The sequence below is a fragment of the Natronorubrum thiooxidans genome, assembly GCF_900156475.1.
Lineage (GTDB): Archaea > Halobacteriota > Halobacteria > Halobacteriales > Natrialbaceae > Natronorubrum > Natronorubrum thiooxidans.
Genome location: NZ_FTNR01000012.1, coordinates 16,664 through 36,505, shown reverse-complemented (window position 1 = coordinate 36,505; position 19,842 = coordinate 16,664). Strand labels below are relative to the sequence as shown.

General features: G+C 63.0%; 21 protein-coding genes. 12 read left to right on the top strand and 9 right to left on the bottom strand.

The features are described 5' to 3' along the window. The first annotated feature begins 35 nt into the window (after nt 1-35). From BW940_RS15180 to BW940_RS15160, 5 genes are all read left to right on the top strand, one after another. Complete coding sequence (locus BW940_RS15180; protein WP_076610068.1) at nt 36-851, top strand: ABC transporter permease; 816 nt, start codon at nt 36-38, stop codon at nt 849-851. Continuing rightward, the gene (locus tag BW940_RS15175; protein WP_076610067.1) at nt 842-1,606 is read left to right on the top strand and encodes an ABC transporter ATP-binding protein; all 765 of its coding nucleotides are present in this window, start codon (nt 842-844) and stop codon (nt 1,604-1,606) included. Before BW940_RS15180 ends, BW940_RS15175 begins: the two co-directional genes overlap by 10 nt. A gap of 156 nt (nt 1,607-1,762) precedes the next feature. Continuing rightward, nucleotides 1,763-2,425, top strand: a complete 663-nt coding sequence (hisH, locus tag BW940_RS15170; protein WP_076610066.1) for an imidazole glycerol phosphate synthase subunit HisH — start codon at nt 1,763-1,765, stop codon at nt 2,423-2,425. A gap of 1,275 nt (nt 2,426-3,700) precedes the next feature. Next, on the top strand, nt 3,701-4,900 hold the full coding sequence (locus BW940_RS15165) for a Cdc6/Cdc18 family protein (protein WP_076610065.1): 1,200 nt from the start codon (nt 3,701-3,703) through the stop codon (nt 4,898-4,900). Nucleotides 4,901-4,983: 83 nt separating this feature from the next. After that, nucleotides 4,984-5,817, top strand: a complete 834-nt coding sequence (locus tag BW940_RS15160; RefSeq protein ID WP_076610166.1) for a hypothetical protein — start codon at nt 4,984-4,986, stop codon at nt 5,815-5,817. 24 nt (nt 5,818-5,841) lie between these two features. On the opposite strand, the gene BW940_RS15155 is transcribed toward BW940_RS15160, so the two are convergent. Continuing rightward, nucleotides 5,842-6,198, bottom strand: a complete 357-nt coding sequence (locus BW940_RS15155; protein ID WP_076610064.1) for a hypothetical protein — start codon at nt 6,196-6,198, stop codon at nt 5,842-5,844. Between the two features lie 98 nt (nt 6,199-6,296). Between BW940_RS15155 and BW940_RS15150 the strand changes: the two genes are divergently transcribed. Together BW940_RS15150 and BW940_RS15145 are read left to right on the top strand one after the other, a co-directional pair. Next, nucleotides 6,297-7,412, top strand: a complete 1,116-nt coding sequence (locus BW940_RS15150; RefSeq protein WP_076610063.1) for a tRNA (guanine(26)-N(2))-dimethyltransferase — start codon at nt 6,297-6,299, stop codon at nt 7,410-7,412. 90 nt (nt 7,413-7,502) lie between these two features. Further along, entirely contained in the window at nt 7,503-8,810 is a 1,308-nt protein-coding gene (locus BW940_RS15145) for a YihY/virulence factor BrkB family protein (RefSeq protein ID WP_076610062.1), read from the top strand. A 186-nt stretch (nt 8,811-8,996) separates the two neighbouring features. Here the strand turns inward: BW940_RS15145 and BW940_RS15140 are convergent, their stop codons facing one another. After that, complete coding sequence (locus BW940_RS15140; RefSeq protein WP_076610061.1) at nt 8,997-10,133, bottom strand: thiolase family protein; 1,137 nt, start codon at nt 10,131-10,133, stop codon at nt 8,997-8,999. 215 nt (nt 10,134-10,348) lie between these two features. Between BW940_RS15140 and BW940_RS15135 the strand changes: the two genes are divergently transcribed. Both BW940_RS15135 and BW940_RS15130 read left to right on the top strand, forming a co-directional pair. Next, nucleotides 10,349-10,987: a DUF5806 family protein gene (locus BW940_RS15135; RefSeq protein WP_076610060.1), complete on the top strand. Its 639-nt coding sequence runs from the start codon at nt 10,349-10,351 to the stop codon at nt 10,985-10,987. A 245-nt stretch (nt 10,988-11,232) separates the two neighbouring features. Then, nucleotides 11,233-12,261: a hypothetical protein gene (locus BW940_RS15130; RefSeq protein WP_076610059.1), complete on the top strand. Its 1,029-nt coding sequence runs from the start codon at nt 11,233-11,235 to the stop codon at nt 12,259-12,261. A gap of 35 nt (nt 12,262-12,296) precedes the next feature. On the opposite strand, the gene BW940_RS15125 is transcribed toward BW940_RS15130, so the two are convergent. Then, on the bottom strand, nt 12,297-12,812 hold the full coding sequence (locus BW940_RS15125) for a DUF7529 family protein (RefSeq protein WP_076610058.1): 516 nt from the start codon (nt 12,810-12,812) through the stop codon (nt 12,297-12,299). An 81-nt stretch (nt 12,813-12,893) separates the two neighbouring features. Then, complete coding sequence (locus BW940_RS15120; RefSeq protein ID WP_076610057.1) at nt 12,894-13,613, bottom strand: lipoyl protein ligase domain-containing protein; 720 nt, start codon at nt 13,611-13,613, stop codon at nt 12,894-12,896. A gap of 62 nt (nt 13,614-13,675) precedes the next feature. On the opposite strand from BW940_RS15120, the gene BW940_RS15115 reads away from it, so the two are divergent. Further along, nucleotides 13,676-14,545, top strand: coding sequence for a hypothetical protein (locus BW940_RS15115; RefSeq protein ID WP_076610056.1), 870 nt, complete (start codon nt 13,676-13,678; stop codon nt 14,543-14,545). Nucleotides 14,546-14,651: 106 nt separating this feature from the next. Here BW940_RS15115 and BW940_RS15110 read toward each other — a convergent pair whose 3' ends face one another. Continuing rightward, nucleotides 14,652-16,052 carry a serpin family protein gene (locus tag BW940_RS15110; RefSeq protein ID WP_076610055.1) on the bottom strand — a complete coding sequence of 467 codons (1,401 nt, stop codon included), beginning with the start codon at nt 16,050-16,052 and terminating at the stop codon, nt 14,652-14,654. Between the two features lie 184 nt (nt 16,053-16,236). On the opposite strand from BW940_RS15110, the gene BW940_RS15105 reads away from it, so the two are divergent. After that, nucleotides 16,237-16,722: a PaaI family thioesterase gene (locus BW940_RS15105; protein ID WP_076610054.1), complete on the top strand. Its 486-nt coding sequence runs from the start codon at nt 16,237-16,239 to the stop codon at nt 16,720-16,722. A 22-nt stretch (nt 16,723-16,744) separates the two neighbouring features. Here the strand turns inward: BW940_RS15105 and BW940_RS15100 are convergent, their stop codons facing one another. The 4 genes from BW940_RS15100 to BW940_RS15095 all read right to left on the bottom strand — a co-directional run bounded on the left by BW940_RS15100 (nt 16,745) and on the right by BW940_RS15095 (nt 17,946). Then, entirely contained in the window at nt 16,745-16,924 is a 180-nt protein-coding gene (locus BW940_RS15100; RefSeq protein WP_076610053.1) for a hypothetical protein, read from the bottom strand. Nucleotides 16,925-16,980: 56 nt separating this feature from the next. Then, on the bottom strand, nt 16,981-17,142 hold the full coding sequence (locus tag BW940_RS21855) for a hypothetical protein (protein WP_173834899.1): 162 nt from the start codon (nt 17,140-17,142) through the stop codon (nt 16,981-16,983). Then, the gene (locus BW940_RS22380; protein WP_268875549.1) at nt 17,139-17,267 is read right to left on the bottom strand and encodes a hypothetical protein; all 129 of its coding nucleotides are present in this window, start codon (nt 17,265-17,267) and stop codon (nt 17,139-17,141) included. Before BW940_RS22380 ends, BW940_RS21855 begins: the two co-directional genes overlap by 4 nt. Before the next feature lie 100 nt (nt 17,268-17,367). Continuing rightward, on the bottom strand, nt 17,368-17,946 hold the full coding sequence (locus BW940_RS15095) for a cysteine hydrolase family protein (protein ID WP_076610052.1): 579 nt from the start codon (nt 17,944-17,946) through the stop codon (nt 17,368-17,370). Between the two features lie 133 nt (nt 17,947-18,079). On the opposite strand from BW940_RS15095, the gene BW940_RS15090 reads away from it, so the two are divergent. Then, the gene (locus BW940_RS15090; RefSeq protein WP_216819669.1) at nt 18,080-19,795 is read left to right on the top strand and encodes an Hvo_1808 family surface protein; all 1,716 of its coding nucleotides are present in this window, start codon (nt 18,080-18,082) and stop codon (nt 19,793-19,795) included. Nucleotides 19,796-19,842 lie beyond the last annotated feature (47 nt).

The window sequence follows — 19,842 nt, the reverse complement described above, 5'->3', positions numbered from 1 at the left end:
ACACGTAAACACGCCACGGAAGTGGGGGGAGTGAGATGGCAACTGACGTGAGACAAGAGGTCGAGCGCTCGGAGAGCGGCGAACAGGGAGTCGGCTTTCCACTCACGGATATCGACCTTCGTCGTCTCCTGTTCGGTATCGGAGGTATCGCTGCCTTCGTTGGGCTCTGGTGGGTCGTTTCGCTGTTCCAACCGGCGTATATTCTTCCCTCACCGGTCGTCGTCGCCGAGACGTTCGCCGCGGAGGCCGCAAGCGGCGAGATGACTACCGCGCTCGGACAGAGCGTTCGCCACTGGCTCCCGGGAGCCGTCATCGGGACGGGCCTCGGCATCGCCGTCGGCATTGCGCTGGCGTGGAGTCCGCTCGTCGACGATATCTCGTCACCGGTCGTTCGCGTGCTCCGGCCAGTGCCGCCGCTTGCGCTGATCGGCTTCGCAATTGCCTGGTTCGGCATCAACCACGCTGGCGCGGCGTTCATCATCGCCGTCGGCGCGTTCTGGATCAATTTCTATGCGACCTATGGCGGTGTCGAAGGCGTCTCCGAGGAGTTGCTTGACGTCGCTCGCAGCCTCGGGGTTCAGGGAGACCTCCAACAGATCCGGTCGGTCGTCGTGCCGGCGGCGTCGCCGGAGATCATGACCGGCATTCGGACCGGAATCGGCCGCTCGTGGATGCTCGTCGTCGCCGCGGAAATCTTCGGCGTTCCCGGAATCGGGCGCGAGATTCTGCGCGCGTCGAACAACCTACAGGTCGACGTCGTGATCACGTACATCCTCGTCCTGAGCATCATGTTCCTCATCGTCGATACCGCGTTCCGCGCGGCCCAACGGAGGGTGCTGGCATGGCGATAGACGACCCCGACGCCTCCCGTGTCCGCGTCGACAATGTTGGGAAGCAGTATACCGGTTCACAGGGCCCAGTACAGGCCCTCGAGGACGTCTCGTTCGAGGTCGAACCCGGGGAGTTCGTCTGTCTCGTCGGTCCCTCTGGCTCCGGGAAGACGACGCTGTTTCGCGTCGTCGCCGGCCTCGAGTCGCCGACGTCGGGAACCGTCTCGCTCAACGGGACTCCCGTCACGGAGCCCAACGCCGACATGGGCATCGTGTTTCAGGAGTACCATCTGTTCCCGTGGCGGACCGTCCATGGAAACATCGCATTCGGCCTCGAGCAAGCAGCTATGCCGGCGGACGAGCGCGAGCGGCGTGTCCAACACCTCGTCGATCTCGTCGGTTTAGACGGGTTCGAGGAGAGCTATCCGAAGGACCTCTCCGGTGGCATGAAACAGCGCGTTGGCCTCGCACGGGCGCTGGCAGTCGACCCAGCCCTCCTCCTGATGGACGAGCCCTTCGGTGCTGTCGACGCACAGACGAAAGAGATGCTCCAGACCGAACTGCTCGAGATCTGGGAGCAGACGGGCAAGACCGTCCTGTTTGTCACCCACGACATCGAAGAAGCCGTGAAACTCGCCGACCGCGTCGTCGTGATGGCGAAAGATCCGGGCCGGATCCGCGACGTGGTCGAGATTGACCTGCCACGGCCCCGGTCGCGCACCGACGAGGCGTTCGGCGAGTACTACGAGCGCGTGCTCGAGCTCGTCCGCGCCTGAAGAGATTTCCGCAAGTAGGGAGTCGCGTTTCGTCGTTCTCCCGACGTTGTGCTGGTTTTCCCAACGCGATCTGGTTCTCCCCGCTGTGATTCCCTCCACGTCGCTGCGAATTGCTCGAAGGGTAATTGACTTCAACACGCCACCACGAGTACGGGTATGAGCACCGCTTCGTCTTCACAGGAGCAGTCGGTCGCGTCGGTCGTCGTCGTGGACTACGGATTGGGGAACCTGCGCAGTGTTACCCGTGGCTTAGAGCGTGCGGGTGCTGACGTCGAGATCACCGACGATCCGGACGCCTTCGCCGACGCCGACGGCGTCGTCCTCCCAGGTGTCGGCGCGTTTCGCGAGGGTGTCGAGAACGCCGATCCGCTTCGAGCGGACCTCCTCGAGGTCGCAGCCGGCGGCACCCCACTGTTCGGGATCTGTCTCGGGATGCAAATGCTGCTGACGACGAGCGAGGAAGGGGAAACCGACGGCGACTCGGCCGTCCAGGGGCTCGATCTGATTCCCGGCACCAACGTTCGGTTCGCCGAAGGCCAGAAAGTGCCGCACATGGGCTGGAACGAACTCAACGTCGAACGCGACCACCCGCTGGTCGAGGGCGTCGACGGACAGTACGCATACTTCGTCCACTCCTACTACGCCGTTCCCGATGACGAGGACGCAACGGTCGCAACAACCGACTACGAACTCGAGTTCCCTTCGATCGTCGCCAACGACGATGGCACTGTCTTCGGGACGCAGTTCCACCCCGAAAAAAGTGGTGAGACGGGACTGCAGATCCTGCGGAATTTCGTCGAGATTTGTGCCACAGAGTAGGCTGTCTCGATAGCCGTCTTCAGCGACGTAGCGCAGAGTCTCCTCAAGGTCCTCAGTTGTCGTTAAGCGTCCTCAGCTGTCCTCAAGCGTCCTCAACGCGAGCGGAGCGAGTAGGGCGGGGAGGAAGTCACTCGAGAACGAGCAGTTCCTCGGTCTATTTCGATTGCAGTTTTTGATTCGTTTGCGGGGTGTACCCGATCGTTTATTTTCGTTCGAGGTTCCGATGTCCTCGTTCGAGGTCCCAATATCCCCGTCTGATAGTCATAGGGATTCTCGTAGATATTCAAAGATGTGCGGCACGGAAATCGAGCCACGGAACCTGCACAGCTGGGTAGCGACACCCGGTTGGCGACGAGAATCCCTATCAGTAGTCGTGGGGCGTTGCGTGGCCGACCGATAGAATCGGACGAACGGGAGAGACACACCCCGGAGTGCCGCTGTATAGATTCGAAGGGGTGGCCATCACTCGAGTCCCAGCAATTGGTCGGGTTGAGTGTGGGTAGGAGCGGTCGGTAACAGACAGTAATTTGACTATTCGAAGAGTGTGAACGCAGCACTTTGTAGCACTAATACAATATATTTAAATATAGGTGCTGTGTCAAAGTCCATTGAGAGTATTGAACGTACATTCGTTCACTCGGTAGTGAACGTTGACTCAGCGCTCGAGTCGATTCGGTCTGTTGTATTTGCCGCTGGATTCGTCTCGTGGTGCTGGTGGCACCGATTTGGGTATCTATCCGTATATCCGCTTATTGGAGTTCGTATCGCCTAGTTTGAGCACATATAGCGTGTTTTGAGTTCGGATAACGCGTTTTGAATACGGAATCAACCCTCACATGAGCCCCCTCCAACCGTCGTTTCGGATCGACACACACCTCCAATCTGTTACAGCGGCACTCCGGGGTGTGTGTGTCCATATACAGCGGCACCGAGGGGTGTCAAACGACGGGCTCGATTCCTATAGAAATCCTTTTCAATCCATACAGCGGAAATACGGTATCAGCCCTCGAGTGGCCCTGGAAATCTCGCTTCTCTCCAGTGGTTGTTGAACTCACGATACAGCGGCACTCCGGGGTGTGTGTCCAATACAGCGGAAATCCAGGGTCCCACGTCGGCTATACAGCGGAAACTCGGGGTCTCTTCTCGGCTATACAGCGGCACTGAGGGGTGTTATTTGTGCGTCTCAGGTACTCACACCCCAGAATCGTCACTAATACAGCGGCAGTCAGGTTCCGAACGCTTAAGAGACCTCCGAATAATATCCACGACAACTGAATGTCGGACGCCACGGACTACTTCGGGAGCGAAAACGAAATTTTCCAGAACAAAGAGCTCCTGCAAGTCTCACACCTCCCCGATGGCGACCGGATCATCGGTCGCGAAGACGAGCTCACGAACCTCGCGAACGCGATCAAGCCGGCGACTCGAGGCAACACGCCGAACAACGTGCTCGTCTACGGGAAGACGGGAACCGGAAAGTCGCTGTGCTCGAAGTTCATCACGAATCAGGCGATCGAGCGCGCGAAGAACAACGACGTCTCGATCGGGGTCGCCTACGTCGACTGCCTGCAGGAGTCGACGGAAACACAGGCCGTCCAGTCGACCGGCCACCAGCTCAACGAGCAGGAGGAAACGGGGATCTCGATCCCCCACTCGGGACTGAGCACGTCCGAGTACTACCGTCGACTGTGGCGCATCGTCGACGACCGCTACGACGTCGCCCTGATCATCTTGGACGAGGTCGACAAAATCGAAGACGACGATATCCTAATGCAACTCTCGCGCGCGGTCGAATCCGGAAAGCTCACCGAGAGCACGGTCGGCGTCATCGGTATCTCGAACAAGGTCCGGTACAAAGACTCGCTGGACGAGCGGATCAAATCGAGTCTCTGTGAACGCGAGTACGTCTTCTCGCCGTACGACGCAAACCAGATTCGCGAGATACTGCGCTCGCGTTCGGATGCGTTCCACGAGGGCGTCCTCGAGGACGGTGTCGTCCCGCGCGTAGCGGCACTCGCGGCGCGCGAACACGGTGACGCCCGAAAGGCGATCGACATCCTGCGGTTTGCTGGCGAGATCGCCGAGGAGAACGACCTCGAGTCGGTCACGGAGGACTGTGTCGATCAAGCCCACGAACGCGAGGAGACCAGCCGCCTCGCCGAACTCATCTCGAAGAGCCCAAGCCACGCGAAACTCGTCCTCGAGGCGATGGCGCTGCTCACCCAGCAAAAGGAGGGTGACGACGTCCCGGTCAAAACCAACGAGGCGTACGACCTCTACAAGCGGCTCTGTGATCGCGACCAGTCGGACCACCTCAAGCTCCGGCGGGTGCGGGACATCCTCTCGGAACTCGAGTTCCTCTCGATTATCGAACAGGAACGCAAGTGGGCCGGCAAGGGAAAAGGCAACTACATGGAAAACCGGCTGATCGACGATCCGGAGGTTATCATCGCGGCCTGTAACGAGTCTGACTAACGGATCAGTACCCAGTCGCGCTCTCTCGAGGACGTCCCGTTTTGATGTCACCATTTATGATGCCAGTCGTCGATCGTCTGGCTATGTACGGCATGCTCACAGCAGATCGGGACCTCGCTCGAGCCGAGATCGGAACCGTCACGCACTTTTTCGCCGACTCCGTCGACGGAACGCGCCGCGAACCGCTTCCGGGCGCGGTCAACTCCGTCGCCTGCTGGGGCGATACGGCGACGGTCCGTGATGAACCAGCGCGCGCCGCCGTGACGGCCGACGGAACGCGTGCGACGCCCGATGCGGAGGGACACGACTGGGGCACCGTCTGCCCGACCGATCCCGACTACCGCGACAAGTTGCTCGAGCGACTCGAGCGAGTCGGCGCGGTGGGCGACGTGCGGCTTACGACACCTGGATTCCCCGGCGCGTCGTTCTGTCACTGCGAGCGCTGTGATCGGGAGTTCGCCGCGAGCGACCACGAGGACCGCGATACGTGGCGAACCGCGGTCATCGCTGATTTCGTCGCCGCCGCGGCGGAGCGCGTCGAGGGTGACCTCCTCGCGACGCTCTACCCCGATCCCTACCCCGGAAACCTCCGCGAACGCGCCGGCGTCGATCCCGGTTCGCTCGCTCCCTTCGTCGACGGTTTCGTCGTCCCGCTGTGTGGTGTTGGCTATGGAACGACCTACTGGGTGGAGTCGCTGGCGCGTGGCTTCGCTCACGAACTCGAGGGCCTCGAGCCGGAGCTTACCATCCAGCTCTCGGCGGACGGCGTCGATCCTGACCGACTCGTGGGACTGACACAGCAACTCGAGGCCCACGCGGATGCCGTCGTCTACGGCACGTATCCGGCCGACGCGGATACCGTCAAAGACGTTATTCGGCGCGTTCGCGAGGGGGACACACCATCGCTCACCGTCTGAGCGCGAAAACACGGCACTGTTCGATTACAATAGCTCGCGCACGTCCGAGTACCACATATCGTGGTAGTCGACGTGACCGACTCGGCGGGCGATCGCGACGGCGAGGGCGTGCCAGCAGCGATCGGTTGGATCGTCGGGATCGAGATTGTACTCGCTGTCCTTGCAGGTACAGCCGCCGTCTTCGATGATGTACTCGTCGTCGTAGCCGACGACGATCGTAAAATCACGGTAGGCCTTGACCCGGTTCTCGCTGACAGCCTCGATCGCGCGCGCTCCGCGGTCGCCGTGGATGCGCGTGATCTGCTCGACGATCTCGGGCGTGAGTTCGCCCGTCTCCTCGAGGTCTGCCTGCCATCGCTCGACTGGGTTGGCCTTCGGCACGACCGGAACTGTGTCCCGGACTGTAAAATCGGTTTGGTTGTGCGAACGATTCCGCTCGAGACCACACCGTTTTTCGCCCGCTACCGACGAGAGGTGGTATGCGTGTCACCGAGGGGGAGATCGAACTCGAGGTCCCCGGCGAACAGACGGAGGGCATCGAGGAGTCGGTGTTTTACAACCCGAGACAGGAGTTGAACCGGGATCTAACGATCGCGACGCTGCGAGCCTATCGCGAGCGCGAGGAGCGTGCCGAAACCTATCTCGACGCGATGACGGCAAGCGGGATCCGTGGCGTCCGGGCGGCCGCCGACGGCTGGGACGTGACCTGCTGTGACGTCACCGAGGAAGCCGTCGACCTCGCGCGGGCGAACCTCGAGCGAAACGACCTCGAGGCAGCCGTCAAACACCGGAACGCCAATGCGCTCATGCACGACGAGGTGTACGACGTGATCGATCTCGATCCCTACGGGACGCCGATGCCGTTCGCCGATGCAGCGTTTTCGAACTGCCGAGATCTGCTCTGTGTTACCGCGACTGACACCGCACCGATGTGTGGGGCCCACTTTAACAGCGGTGTCCGATCGTACTCCGCCGTTCCGCAGAACACCGACTACCACACCGAGATGGGTATCCGGATCCTCATCTCCGCGCTCGCCCGCAGCGGGGCCCGCTTCGACGTCGGCATCGAACCGATCTTCACTCACGCGACCAGCCACTACGTCCGCACCTATCTCGAACTCGAGCACAAGCCCACCGCTGCGGACGCGGCGATCGACGAACTGGGCTACATTTACCACTGCGAGGACTGTCTCTACCGTGAGACGGACGTCGGGATGATCGCCGATCCGCTCGAGACGTGTCCCCACTGCGGCGGCAACCGACTGCTCACCGCCGGCCCGGTCTGGCTCGGGCCGATTCAGGATCCGGAGTTCGTCGCTGCAGTCCGCAATGAGATTCCCTACACGTTCGAGACCGCACCGGAGGCTCGAGAGCTCTGTGATGCGCTCGTGGCCGAACTCGACGAGCCGACTCACTACGACCAGCACAAACTCTGTCGCACCTGGGGGCTGCCGGCCAACGCGATGGATGAGTTCCTCGCTGATCTGCAGGCCGCCGGCTTCGACGCGTCGAGAGCCCACTACGGCGGGACGACGTTCAAGACCGACGCCAGCGTCGACGAGATTCGCGCGGCGACTGAAGCCAACCTCGTCTAACGCTCCTCCTCACCTCTCACGTCTCTTCGCACTCTCAGATCACGATTCCGACACGACCGCATATTGCCCTGGCCGCCGATATAGACGGACGTGATCGACTACAGACAGGGTCTGGAGGTCACGCGTGACGTCGCCCGCCTCGCGCGCAACGAACAGCTGACGCTGTTGGCGGCCGGCGTCGCCTTCTATGGGTTCATCTCGCTTGTCCCGTTGGCCCTCCTCGGGCTGGGCATCACCGCCTCGATCGGCGGGGAGATGCTTGCAGCGCGGCTGACGACTGCAGCCAGCGGCGTCCTCACGCCGTCGGCTCAGGAACTGCTCGCCGAGACGGTCTTAGACGACACCGGGCGACAGAGCGCAACCGTGTTCGGGGCACTCGGCCTGTTGTGGGCAGCAAGCCGGGTGCTTCGCGGGCTCGATCGGGCGTTTTCACAGGTGTACGGGACTGCAGGATCGAAATCGCTGTTCGATACGGTCTGGGATGCGACGATCGTCTTCGTCGCGATCGGGCTCGGGCTGACGCTTGTCGGCGTCCTCGAGCTCGTGATCAGATTCGTGCCGTTCGTCGGTGCCAGTGTTCTCGGGCCGATCTTCATCGTAGCCGGACTGATTGTGACGTTCCTGCCACTGTATGTCATCTTTCCGGACTCGGGTATCGACGTCCGTGAGGCGCTTCCCGGGACGGTCGTGGCCGCGATCGGCTGGTTCGTGCTGAGTCGTACGTTCTCGCTGTATACGGCGTTTGCGACCGAGTATGCCGTCTATGGCGCACTGGGGGCGGTCTTTCTGGTGCTCATCTGGCTCTACATCGGCGCGATCATCCTCGTCTTCGGGGCGGTCCTCAACGCAGTCCTTGCCACCCGTGATATGGATCGGCAGCTACAAAGTCCCGGCGCTCGACAGGTTCCAACAGAAGCGATGACCGACGACGCCACGGGTGACGACGAGGGGGCGACGGAGGACCACGCAGGGACGGGTGCGGAAACGGGTTCGAGTGCCCGCATGAGTGCCCGAACCCGGGACCGATCCGACGATCCCGAAGCACTCCGCGAGGAGATCGAGCGGCTGCGCGACCGCGTCGAGTCGTTCGAAGATGCCGTCGAGCGCCGGACTGTCAGGAAAGAGTCGCTCCAGAGCGAACTCAAACGCTACGTCCGTCGCCGGGTCCGCCACGGCCACGCCCGCGACTGGGGGCCCTATCTCGTCTTGTTGTATGGGACGGCGATGTCAATCGCGGCGTTTTATTTCCTCTCGGGTGGCTGGGCGATCCTTGCGCTGCTTGTCGTCTGGACGTCGACACTCGGCGTCTACGTGCTGATGGTGCTGTTCGGATTCGGGATCTCCCTGCTCGATATCCCCGGCCGCGTCCGCGATATCGTCGGCGAGCGCCGCTCCTAGGCCACCGTCTCGCTCGAGTCGTTATTCTCATCTCTTCTAGACAGCCGTCCGTTCGAAGACAGTGGTGTCTGCAGCTATGCTGTCGGAAGGAAAGACGACAGTCTCAGCCGGTCTACGATCTCGATGCCCCGGCGCAACCGCGAGCCGTCCCGTAGTCGCGCCGGCACTGACTGACAGGAGTCCGTCTCAGTTGACGTCGAACTCGATCGCCGCCCCCTGGCCAAAGCCAACACACAGCGTCGCCAGGCCGCGGCCGCCGCCGCGTTTCTGGAGTTCGTGGATCAGCGTGACCGGGAGGCGAGCACCCGACGCACCGAGTGGGTGCCCGAGGGCGATTGCGCCGCCGTTGACGTTGAAAATCTCGGGGTCGATCCCGAGCTGATCGCGCGAGTAGACCGCCTGACTCGCGAAGGCCTCGTTGAGTTCGACCAGGTCGTAGTCGTCGATCTCACGGCCATTGCGCTCGAGCAGGCCCTCGGTTGCGGGCACCGGCCCGATCCCCATGACGGTCGGGTCGACGCCGGCGACGTTGTTCATGCCGACCTCGGCCAGGATCTCGAGGTCGTGTTCTTCGGCAAAGGCCTCGCTCGTGATGAGCAGCGCCGACGCGCCGTCAGAGATCTGGGAGGCGTTGCCGGGCGTGACGGTGCCGTCGGATTTGAAGACGGTCGGGAGTTCGCCGAGTTTCTCGGCGGTCGTCCCCGGGCGGATGCCTTCGTCTTCGGAGACGGTGCCATCCTCGGTTTCGATCGGGACGATCTCGTCGTCGAACCGACCTTCTTCGGTGGCCTCAGTGGCACGTTGCTGGCTCTGGGCGGCGTATTCGTCTTGGTCGTCGCGACTGACGCCGTACTCGTCGGCGACTTTCTCGGCGGTCATCCCCATCTGGAGCTCGCCGATGTTGTAGAGTTCGGCCATCCGTGGGTGGACACTGCCCATGTTCTCACCCATCGAAACGCGGCTCATGTTCTCGACGCCGCCGGCGATGATGGCGTCCCGGTTGCCGGCCGCGATGGCGTCGGATGCGGAGATCACCGACTGCATCGAGGAGGCACACCAGCGGTTGATCGTCGTCGCGGGGACGCTCTCACCAAGTTCGGAGAGCAAGGCGATGACGCGGGCTACGTTGTTGCCCTGCTCGCTGCGTTGCTGGGCACAGCCCCACATCAGGTCGTCAATGTCGTCACCTGAGAGCCCCGTTTCCGCCAGGATTTCGTCGATCAGCGGGATCGAGAGATCTTCACTGCGGAGATCCGCATACACACCGTCTTCTTTTCCCTGCGGGGTCCGGACTGCCTTGACTACGACTGGCGTCTGTGACATATACTACCGAATGTCCCTTATGAACTTAAATCCGGTAGAACTCACAGACACACACAAACGGTTTACAATTCAACCCCGCCCACGGTGGGGCGGGGAATCCGCCTCGCTACCTCGTTTGAATTACCGTTCGAGATCCACTCGAGGCCGATGATCGACACTCTGCCAGCCAGCCGAAAACCTTCACAGCCTTACGTTCGACGGTCGAACACGCAGCCATGGACGAGGACGGACTGGACGCTGCCCGATTCGACGCTGAGTCGAACGCCACAGCCGATGCCGAATCAGAGACGAGTACCGACGCTGCGGGAACTGACGACGGCACGATGCCGGGCGTTCCGGACCCTGAGCCGGCGGACGACGAACCGCCCGAGGACGTCCAGAAGTACGCCCGGTTCAAAAAGATGGACGGCGCACAGTACGATCGCGTCAACGAGTTCCTGCGTGATCGAACCTACGTCACCGCCCGCGAGTGGGCCATTGCCCGCCTCTGTTCGGATTTCCGGACCGAAACCGGCGTCGAGATGACCAAGATCGGCGAGAACCTGCCCGAACTCGTGCCCTTCATGACCGATACCTACACGCCACAGGCGGTCAACCAGGCCCGTGCCTCCTTCGAGGAGAAGGTCCGCAAGGCGGGTGCGACCTTCCTCTACGGCGCGATGTGTGATTTCTTCACCGCCGAGGAACTCGACGACGTGATGTACGAGTCGACCGAGGTCGCCAAGTTCCTCCTCGAGGTCGAAGGCGTCGACCTCTCGGTCGAGGAGGAACTCGAGGCCGAAGAGCGGATCTCGAGCGTGATGCGAGAGGTTCGCGAGGCGAGCGAGGAACTGCGAGCCCAAGAGGAGGAGTAACTGTTCCGGGACCGTCAGTCCGTTGCACACAACCAAACGGTCCGCTTGCAACGGTAGACTGCCATTTCAGGCGACCGATTCGAGTCCAGTACGGCGACTCGTGTCCGCAGTTATGAGCTGCGATGACAGTCACGCGACGTACACTCTCCCAGTACCGACAACTGTCCGTAGCCATCGATGATAGCGACGTTATTTTCAGGTAACGACTCGGATACTATTACTGGTGCGTTGCTACTCCAGTTCGGATGGATACGACTACCAACTCCCGTGATGGGCACGGATCAGGCGATTGCGACCGAACCGACGCGAGCGAACCGACGGCGTCCGCCAGCGTCACCAGACGACGAACGCTTCGTCTGGGCGGATTCTTAGGTACCAGCAGTCTGCTCGGCGTTACAGGCACGGCAGTCGACAGTGCGAGCGCGGCGTGTAACCGGCCGGACGAGGAGATTCACCTCGAGTACGACGACTACGACAGCTGGGCGGACATCTACTGGCTGTCGAACGGCGACCCCGACAACCTGACTTTCGTCTCGAGTCCGACCAACTCCGGAGCGACGGCTCTCCAGATGCGGATTCGTGAAGACGACCACTGGGGTGCAAGCACGCACTATCAGTTCGAGGACGGACTGGTGGAACTCAACGGACGCGTCAGTTTTGCGCTCAACTCCAACTGGTCGATGGAGGGGCGACAGCCGTCGAACTGCCGGCTCTGGAACTGTGCGATCGCGCTGGGCGACGGGAGCGCCGGTGGTGGCGTTCCCGACGGGACCAACGGCTGGAGCAATCGAATGTACGTGACCAGTCGAGATACCGATCCGGAGGGGCCGTTCTACCTCCTCTCGAACACCTACCACGTGAACAATGGAAGCGGCGTTGGCGACCACGACTACATCATCGACGGCGAACCGTACGCGCTCGCAGCACCAGAGATCGAACCGGGTGTGTGGTACGACTTCGAGTACTATGTGCGCGTGAACACGATGACCAACGGCGACGGCAACGAAGACGGTGTCGTACGATACTGGCTCGACGGCGACCCCATCTACGAACGCGATAACTTCAAATTCACAGACGATCGCACGGACAATATCATCGACACGACCGGCCCCGTCGGACACTACGGTGGTCGATACGAAGCCCCGAAGAACCTCTATGCCTACTACGACGATCACTCGATGGCGCTCAACGGGACGTTCGACTCCGAACCGTGCGATCGGCCATCGCAACAACCCACGTTCCTCACCGACCTGCTCCGCTGGCTTCGTGAGTGACCCCGCATTGAGAGGCCACCACGACTAACGGCGCACTACTGCTCGCCCCAGCCTCGAACGTCCGCCTCCTCGAGGAACAGCGAGGGGTCTTCGTGCGAGAAGCTGACCCACCGGTCGGCCTCGGCATCGGTCGCCGCTGGCGTGACGTGAACCAGCAACTCCTCCTCGGCGAGGGCCGTCTCGAAGACAGCACGCGAGTCCTCGAGGTCGTAGGTCAGCGGGACGAAAATCGCCGTTTCCCGCTCGTCGTCGCGCTCGACAACGAGGGCGATTCGCTCGTGGTCGTCGCGTTCCGGCGGGCGATAGTAGACGTCGGCAGCGGTGATGGTGACGTCGCCGTCCTCGACAAGGGTTTCGACGAGGTCGTAGGCCTCGCTCGAGACCGCCACATCGAGTCCGGTTCGGTCCGCGTGTTCGACCGGCGCGATCGCGGTCGGCTCCAGTACGATCGCGTCCCAGCCGTTCTCTCGGTACTCCTCGGCGATAGCTCTCGCGTCTTCGAGGAGTTCCGTCCAGCGTGTCCCTGCCCCGTCGGGCCGACCGTCGGTCATCGACCACCCTCCGCGAGCGGTCGCACTCGAGCGTACATACTCGAGACCGAAGCCCTCGAGCGGAAAAACGTTACCTCCTCGTTACTCGCCGTCTTCGCCGACGGAGTCGATCGTCACGTCGGTCGCCTCGTCGCCGGCGAGGGCGTCCTCGAGCGCCGCGCGAACGACGGCCGCATCGGCGGGGCCACCGCCGGCCGCGACGGTGCCGACTGACTCGGGATCGAACGACACCCCGAGCGCGTTGTAGACGTCCTCGAGGACGGCCGCGAGCGCGTCACGGTGGTCGACGAGGACGATCCCGGCGACGACGGCAGCGTCCTGTCTGACCCGCTGAGCGAGGCCGACGAGCTTTCGTCGTCGGCCGGCCGCATCGACGACCGACAGCGAGTGGGTTCCCGGACAGAAGGAGTCGTCCGGCTCCCCAGCAACGACCTCGAGTCCGCCCTCGAGCGAGCGGAGCGCCCGTTCGACGGTCTCCGTGGCTCGCTCGTACCGGGCGGTTGTCCCGCGACGGAAGTCCCCAGCCGGTTCGGCGCGGATGAACGCGAGCGTCGTCTCGCCGTCGTAAGCCACTGCCCGCCCGCCGACGTCGCGTTCGATGGGTGGAAAGCCGCGCTCACGGGCGAACTCGAGGGCAGCGTCGTATCCCTCGAGTCGTCGGTCCCGGCGGCCGAACGCGATCTGGCGGTGTGGCGTCCAGACACGCACTGCCGGCTCGCCGTCGGCAGCGTCTGAGAGGAGTTCGCGGCTCACATCACGGTCGGCCTCGATCGTCGCCGCACGGCCGCGGATCACGCGCATCAGTCTCCGATTGTACCCGATGGACCTAAACGCTCCCGCTGCCCAGACGAACCAGACACACGATGGCCGTGACGCTCCCCGAGGCGACGCTTGCGCAGTACGAACGCTTCTCACTGTACAACTCGCCGTACCCCGCCCACGACGAGGGGTGTGCGATCGACCTCTATCCCGGCACGCTCCGGGACGGCCGGACGACCGCCGCACCGAGTCCCGTCTCCGGAACCGTCCTCGAGACCAGAGCCGTTCGCGCGCCGTCGAAACCCTACGCGCCCGAACATGATTACTTGATCCTGCTCGAGTGTGACGGCCCCGCCGACCTCGAGGGACTCGTCGTCCGGATTCTTCACGTCGACCCGTCCGTCGAGGCGGGCCAGCACGTCGAGCGGGGCGAGTCGCTTGGCGAACTCGTTCGGGCTGGCTTTTTCGCCCCGTGGGTTGACAACCACCTTCACGTCGGCGTCCGCCGACCCGACCAGAACCTCCACCGAGCGACTGGATCGCTCCCGCTCGAGGTTGGTGTCGACGTTTGCCCCCTCGCGTGGGACGGCACCGGAACGGTGGTCGCGACCGGCGAGACCTACGCCGTGCTCGATGCGCCGACACACCCCACGCCCGGCGAGACGTTTGTCGGCGTTCGTGCCGACGGCGGGGGCGTTCTCGACGGCGGGCTTCCACACTACGACGGCGGCGGCGTCCACGGTGCCAGTCAGGACGGGATCGTCTCGCTCAACGGCGACCGACTCGGCGTCGCCGATGGGCGCACGATCACGTGGGACGACGTGGTCGTCACGGCAAACGGCGAGTCGATCACCGGCCTGTCGCTGTTCTGCGCTCGAGACGCCGACTTCGGCGCGAAACTTATCTGTCCGGATCGAACGCTCGAGGTGGGCGAGCGCGTGCGGGTTCGGGTTCGCTCGAGCGACGGCCGCTGATGCGGTTTGTTGTAACGATTTACTGGCGCGACCGCAGGACTGCTCGCGGTCGCACCGGGAATGACTTACAGCAGACCGTATGAAGCGCGGCGATCACCGCCGCTCGTCAGTCGTTCTGAAGCGTCGCGCCGTCGACGACCCGACCCCAGAACAGCGGCGTCTCGGTCGGCCGATCGCGGATGTAGAACATGAAGCGGCGGTCGACGATCATCTCGACGCGCTCCGACGGGGCAGATTCGACCATTTCGACTGCCGTCGCGGCTGCCGCTTCGGTTCCTTCCTCGTCGACTGAGACGAAACTCTGGTGGACGATGTCGTCAACGAACAGTCCCACGTCGTCCTCGACCATGCCGCTGAAGTCCGCCCCAGCGCCAAACGCCCGCTCCATGCCGAGTTCCTGCATCACGTCGACGAGGCTGAACTTCGACTCGATCCCGAACGTTGGGAGTGTAAGGTCGACCTGCGGCTGGGACGTCTCCTCGAGCATGGTCGCCAGTCGATCCACCGTAAACGCCTCCTCGAACGTCTCGAACTCGCCCTCGGCGGGGAGGATGACGATCATGCTCGTGTCGCCGTTGGCGTACGGGAGTTCGACGAGCTGGTGGCCATCGACCTCGGCATACTGCAACTCGGCGGTCTGGTGCATCAGGTTGACCTCGGTCTCGCTGCCGTCGAGGCTCGTGAACGTGCCGGGCTCGGTCTCCGCGGGATCGAAGTCGTGCTCCCAGGCGGCGAGGAAGTAGACCGCGTTCGTGAGGACGAGCCGAGTCGAGGCGTCGATCGATCCCTCCGGGAGCAACTCCTCGATCCGATCGTTCGTCTGCGATTCGACCCACGCGTTGATCTCCTGGCGTGCTTGCTCGGGACTGCCCGTAAAATCGACCAGTCGCTCGCCAGCGCCGTAGTAGGCCTCGAGCACCTCGCGGAACCCCGCCTCGAGCGGGAGACCCTCGTCCGTCCAGACGGCGTTCGCACTCGAGAGTTCGAAGCCGAGGGCGTCTTCGTCATCGCCGTCGGACTCGTCGACTGCCCACGCCGGTTGCTCGACTGTCGCGCCGTCCTCGTTTCGCTGCTCGAATTCGGTCTCGAGCGCGCCGAAGGCCGCGTGGAGGTCCTCGCCCTCGAGTACGTAGCGCAGTGCGTCGGCCATCTCCGCGGCTGTCTCGCCTCGAGCGCCGGCGTAGGTCATCGCGAGCGCAACCGAGACGCTGTACGGCGAGAAAAACAGGTTCTCGTCCGGCTCGTCCGCGCGGAGTTCCGCGAGGAGCTCGAGCGAGAAGGCGACGTTACCGCGGAGCTGGTCGGCCAGCAGGGCGGCCTCGAGGTCGGGATCGGTCACGAACTCGAGTGTCGGGAAGTCGGGTGCCTCGCCGTCGAAGGGGCTCGGCGTCTCGCCGTTCGAATTCGGATCATCGGTCGCGTTCGGGTCGTCCGTGCCCGCACAACCGGCCAGTCCCGCGAGGAATGCGCCGGAACACGCGAGCAGGGTCCGTCGATCTGTCGGCATCTGTTCGCTTGCTTCACCGGGTTCCGGTAAATTTCTTCTCGAGGCTGAAATCGCGATTTGAGTTTGGACAGCGTTCGGTGCTGCTCGACGGTCACGGCGAATCACGCCGGCGAGCCAACAACGATCGACAACGTGACAGCCCAGAAGCGTAGCGGTAAAGAGCGTCGATAGCAGACCACAGGGCATGACCGACGACACGCAGCCCACCCCCGAGGAGTTCGCTGATCTCGAGAGTCTGCTGCAGTACTTTATCGAGGAGAATCAGGAGTTCCTCTCGTGGATCGGGACGACCGTCGAACACATCGGCAAGGGGACGATGACGCTGTCGGTGCCCTACGACGAGAAACTGAGCAACAAGCGCCCGTCCCCGTCTGGTGACGGACGGGCGGACCTTCACGGCGGAATCGCCGCGACGTTGATCGATACGGCGGGCGGACTCGCACTGCGGACAGCCATGGACAACCCCTTCGATGCACGAATCGCGACGATCAACCTGAACGTCAACTACCTCCGCCCTGCGGTCGGCGACCTCGTGGCAACGGCGAACGTGATCCGCGTCGGCGGCAGCGTCGGCGTCAGCGAGATCATGGTCGAGAGCACCACGCCAGACGGCGAGACACGCGAAGTCGCGACCGGACAGGGCGCGTTCCGGATCTTCCGACCGGAGTAAGGAGACCTCGCCTCAAGACGACTTATCTGTCCGAGCGGGCCCCGTCGTCGGCTTGGGGGTGCGATGGGGCGGACTCAAGGCCTTGATTCTGGCGTCGATGGCTGAGCCAGAGCCATCCGTGGAGATAACAGCCGATTGCACCGACGGCGACGAAGTAGAGGTAGATCGCTGCTTCGACGGGGGCTGGAACCGACTCGAGCATTGGACTCGTGTTCGAGCCCCGGTGGTATACGACTCAACCTGCAGTGAGACACGCTTTTACTCGTTCGTCAGCATCCAGTAGCGCACGCCCAGATACACCATGACGAGGCCGAACGTCCCCGCAAACAGCGGCGAGCCGTCCATGGCTGCATACACCAACGCGACCGCGTTCAGCCCGATGCCGAAGATGTACATCGAGCGCAGTCGGCGAGAACTCATTTCGACCACTCGAGTGCAGTGCTGTCGGCTGTTGGCTCCGTTACTGGGTGGCTGGTCGATGGCTCGCCAGTCGATCGCTCCGTTCGCTCGCGGTCCAGTCTCCGTGCGGACCGATGGGTGGTCATACCATATTGTTTGACGGGGACCATTGAAAACACTCTCACTTCGGTCCGTTCGTCGCTCCGCTCTCGACGGCTGCGCCCCGAAGAACGGTCTTCGAGCCGATCACGCACCGTCGAACTCGAGGTCGTCGCTCGTGACGACCTCGCCGAACAGCCACTCGGCGTGTTCTAAGGCGTACTCGTGGTGGTCGTCTTCGATCGCGCCGATACAGTCGTCGACCATGAGCGGCCGGAAATCACGAATGCCCGCGCTGCCACCGGTGTGGAGGACACAGACGTTCGCGAGCGTGCCACAGAGAACCAGATCGTCGATCCCGCGGGCGTTCAACCACCCCTCGAGTTCGGTGTTGTAGAACGCGTCGTAGGTGTGCTTTTCGACGACGAGATCGGCCTCGTCGGCCGGGAGTTCGTCGACGATTTCGGCCTCCCACGACCCCTCGAGGACGTGTTCGCCCCACTGTTCGAACTCGTCGTAGTAGTGTGCGTCGTCGAACTGCTCGGGCGGGTGGACGTCTCGGGTGAAAATCACTGTCGTGCCGGCCTCGTGGGCGCGAAAGACGAGGTCGGCGATCGGTTCGATAACCGCCTCGCTGCCCGGTGCGTACAGCGAGCCGTCGGGGTGGCAGAACCCGTTTTGCATGTCGACGACGACGACGGCCGTGCGTGCTGGCTCGAGGTGCATGCGTATAAAACACTACGCCGGCGTTCCGCAAAACGTTCGTGGCTGTTGCCCTCGGTCTCAGCTGCTAGCGCTCGTCCCGGTCGACCAGCGGTCTTTTGCTGCTCGCCTTCTTATGAAAGCCTATCCACCCCATATGACGGCCACACTGACGCGGACGCGACTGCTCGTCGCGCTCGTTGCGATTTCGACACTCGTTCTGGCACTGGCCGCGGCCGGTGGTGTGGTCCCGGGGCTGTTCGTGGACGACTCGCCCGACCGACCGGACGACCCGACCACCGAAGACACCGTCGGCTACGTTAACGGCTACTGGTACGACGACGAGCTCCCCGTCGACGACCGTGACGATGCCGTCGTCGATGACGACGAACTCGAGCCAGTCGTCTACCGCTCGATGGCACGCGTCGAGAAAATTCGCAACATGACGTTCGAGGACGACGTGCCGGTCGAGGTCATCTCCCGCGAGGAGTACCAGACCGAGCACAAAGACATCTTCCTTGAGACGACCGAGGACGAACAGCTTATCCAAAACGTCACCTACGAGACGCTGTTCATGGTCGACCGCGACACTGACGCCGGCGACGAGTTCGAGTCGATGTACGGCGGCGCCGTCGGCGGCTACTACGATCCGGAGACTGACCGGATCGTCGTCGTCTCGGACACCACGGAGACGCCCGAACTGGACGAGACCGTTCTGGGCCACGAACTGGTCCATGCGCTCCAAGACCAGCAGTTCGATCTCTCGAGTTACGACCGGATGACGATCGATCAAGATGTCGCTACGAACGGGCTCATCGAGGGTGATGCCGCCTGGGTCGAGACCGAGTACGAAACTCGCTGTAGTGACGAGTGGGCGTGTGCCCAGCCCGGCGAGTCGGAGCCGAACTCCGAACAGTTCTCGCAACTCAACTGGGGGCTCTATATGACCCTCTACCAGCCCTACAACGACGGGTCGGCGTACATCGACTCGCTTCGCGAGGACGGCGGCTGGGCGGCAGTGAACGCGGCCTACGACGACCCACCGACGAGTTCGTCGACGGTGATCCATTCCGACGAGGAGCGCGAGCCGGTCGAAGTCACGGTCGAGGACCGCTCGGGCGACGCGTGGGTCCCTCTCGAGGTCGACGGCGAACCGGCGAGACAGACGGTCGGTGAGGCCGCGATGGTGTCGATGTTCGGTGCTGACATCCATGACCGGAGCCAGCCGTCGGTGATCGATTCGGAGGCGATGCTCGCGGACGGTCTTTCGGGATACGACTACGATCAGCCGTACACCGACGGCTGGACCGGCGATGAACTGGCCGTCTACGTCGACGCGACTGTCGACGATCCCACGGCGACCGACACCGGCTACGTCTGGGAGACCGAGTGGCGCTCGAGCGAGGACGCCCAGCAGTTCGTCACGGGCTATCTCGACCTGCTCGAGATCCACGACGCCGAGCCCGTCGCGGATCGACAGGATACGTACACGGTCGACGACGAGTACCCCGGCGCGTACGCCATCGATCGCGACGGCGAAACGGTGACGATCGTCCGTGCACCATCGGTTGACGACCTCGATGAAATCAACGATGGCGCTGCACCCGAGGGTGACGACACGCTCGAGCGCGTGGCGGTGGACACGAGCGACGGTGACGATGGCGGTACAGATGATGACGACAGTGACTCGCTCGCCGGATTCGCCGTCCCTGGAACAGTGCTCGGCGTCTCGATCGGGATCTTCGTCGCGAAAACGCGAGACGGTACCGTTCGTGCCTGGATCGCACACCGACGAGCGCTGACTCGTCCCGACAGCGCACCCAGTGTCGATTCCGGTGGCGGCTCGGACAGCCAGCGACGCGGCGCTGCCTGAGGACGACGCGAAACAGCGATCAGTATATGACTCGTCCGTCGAAACGA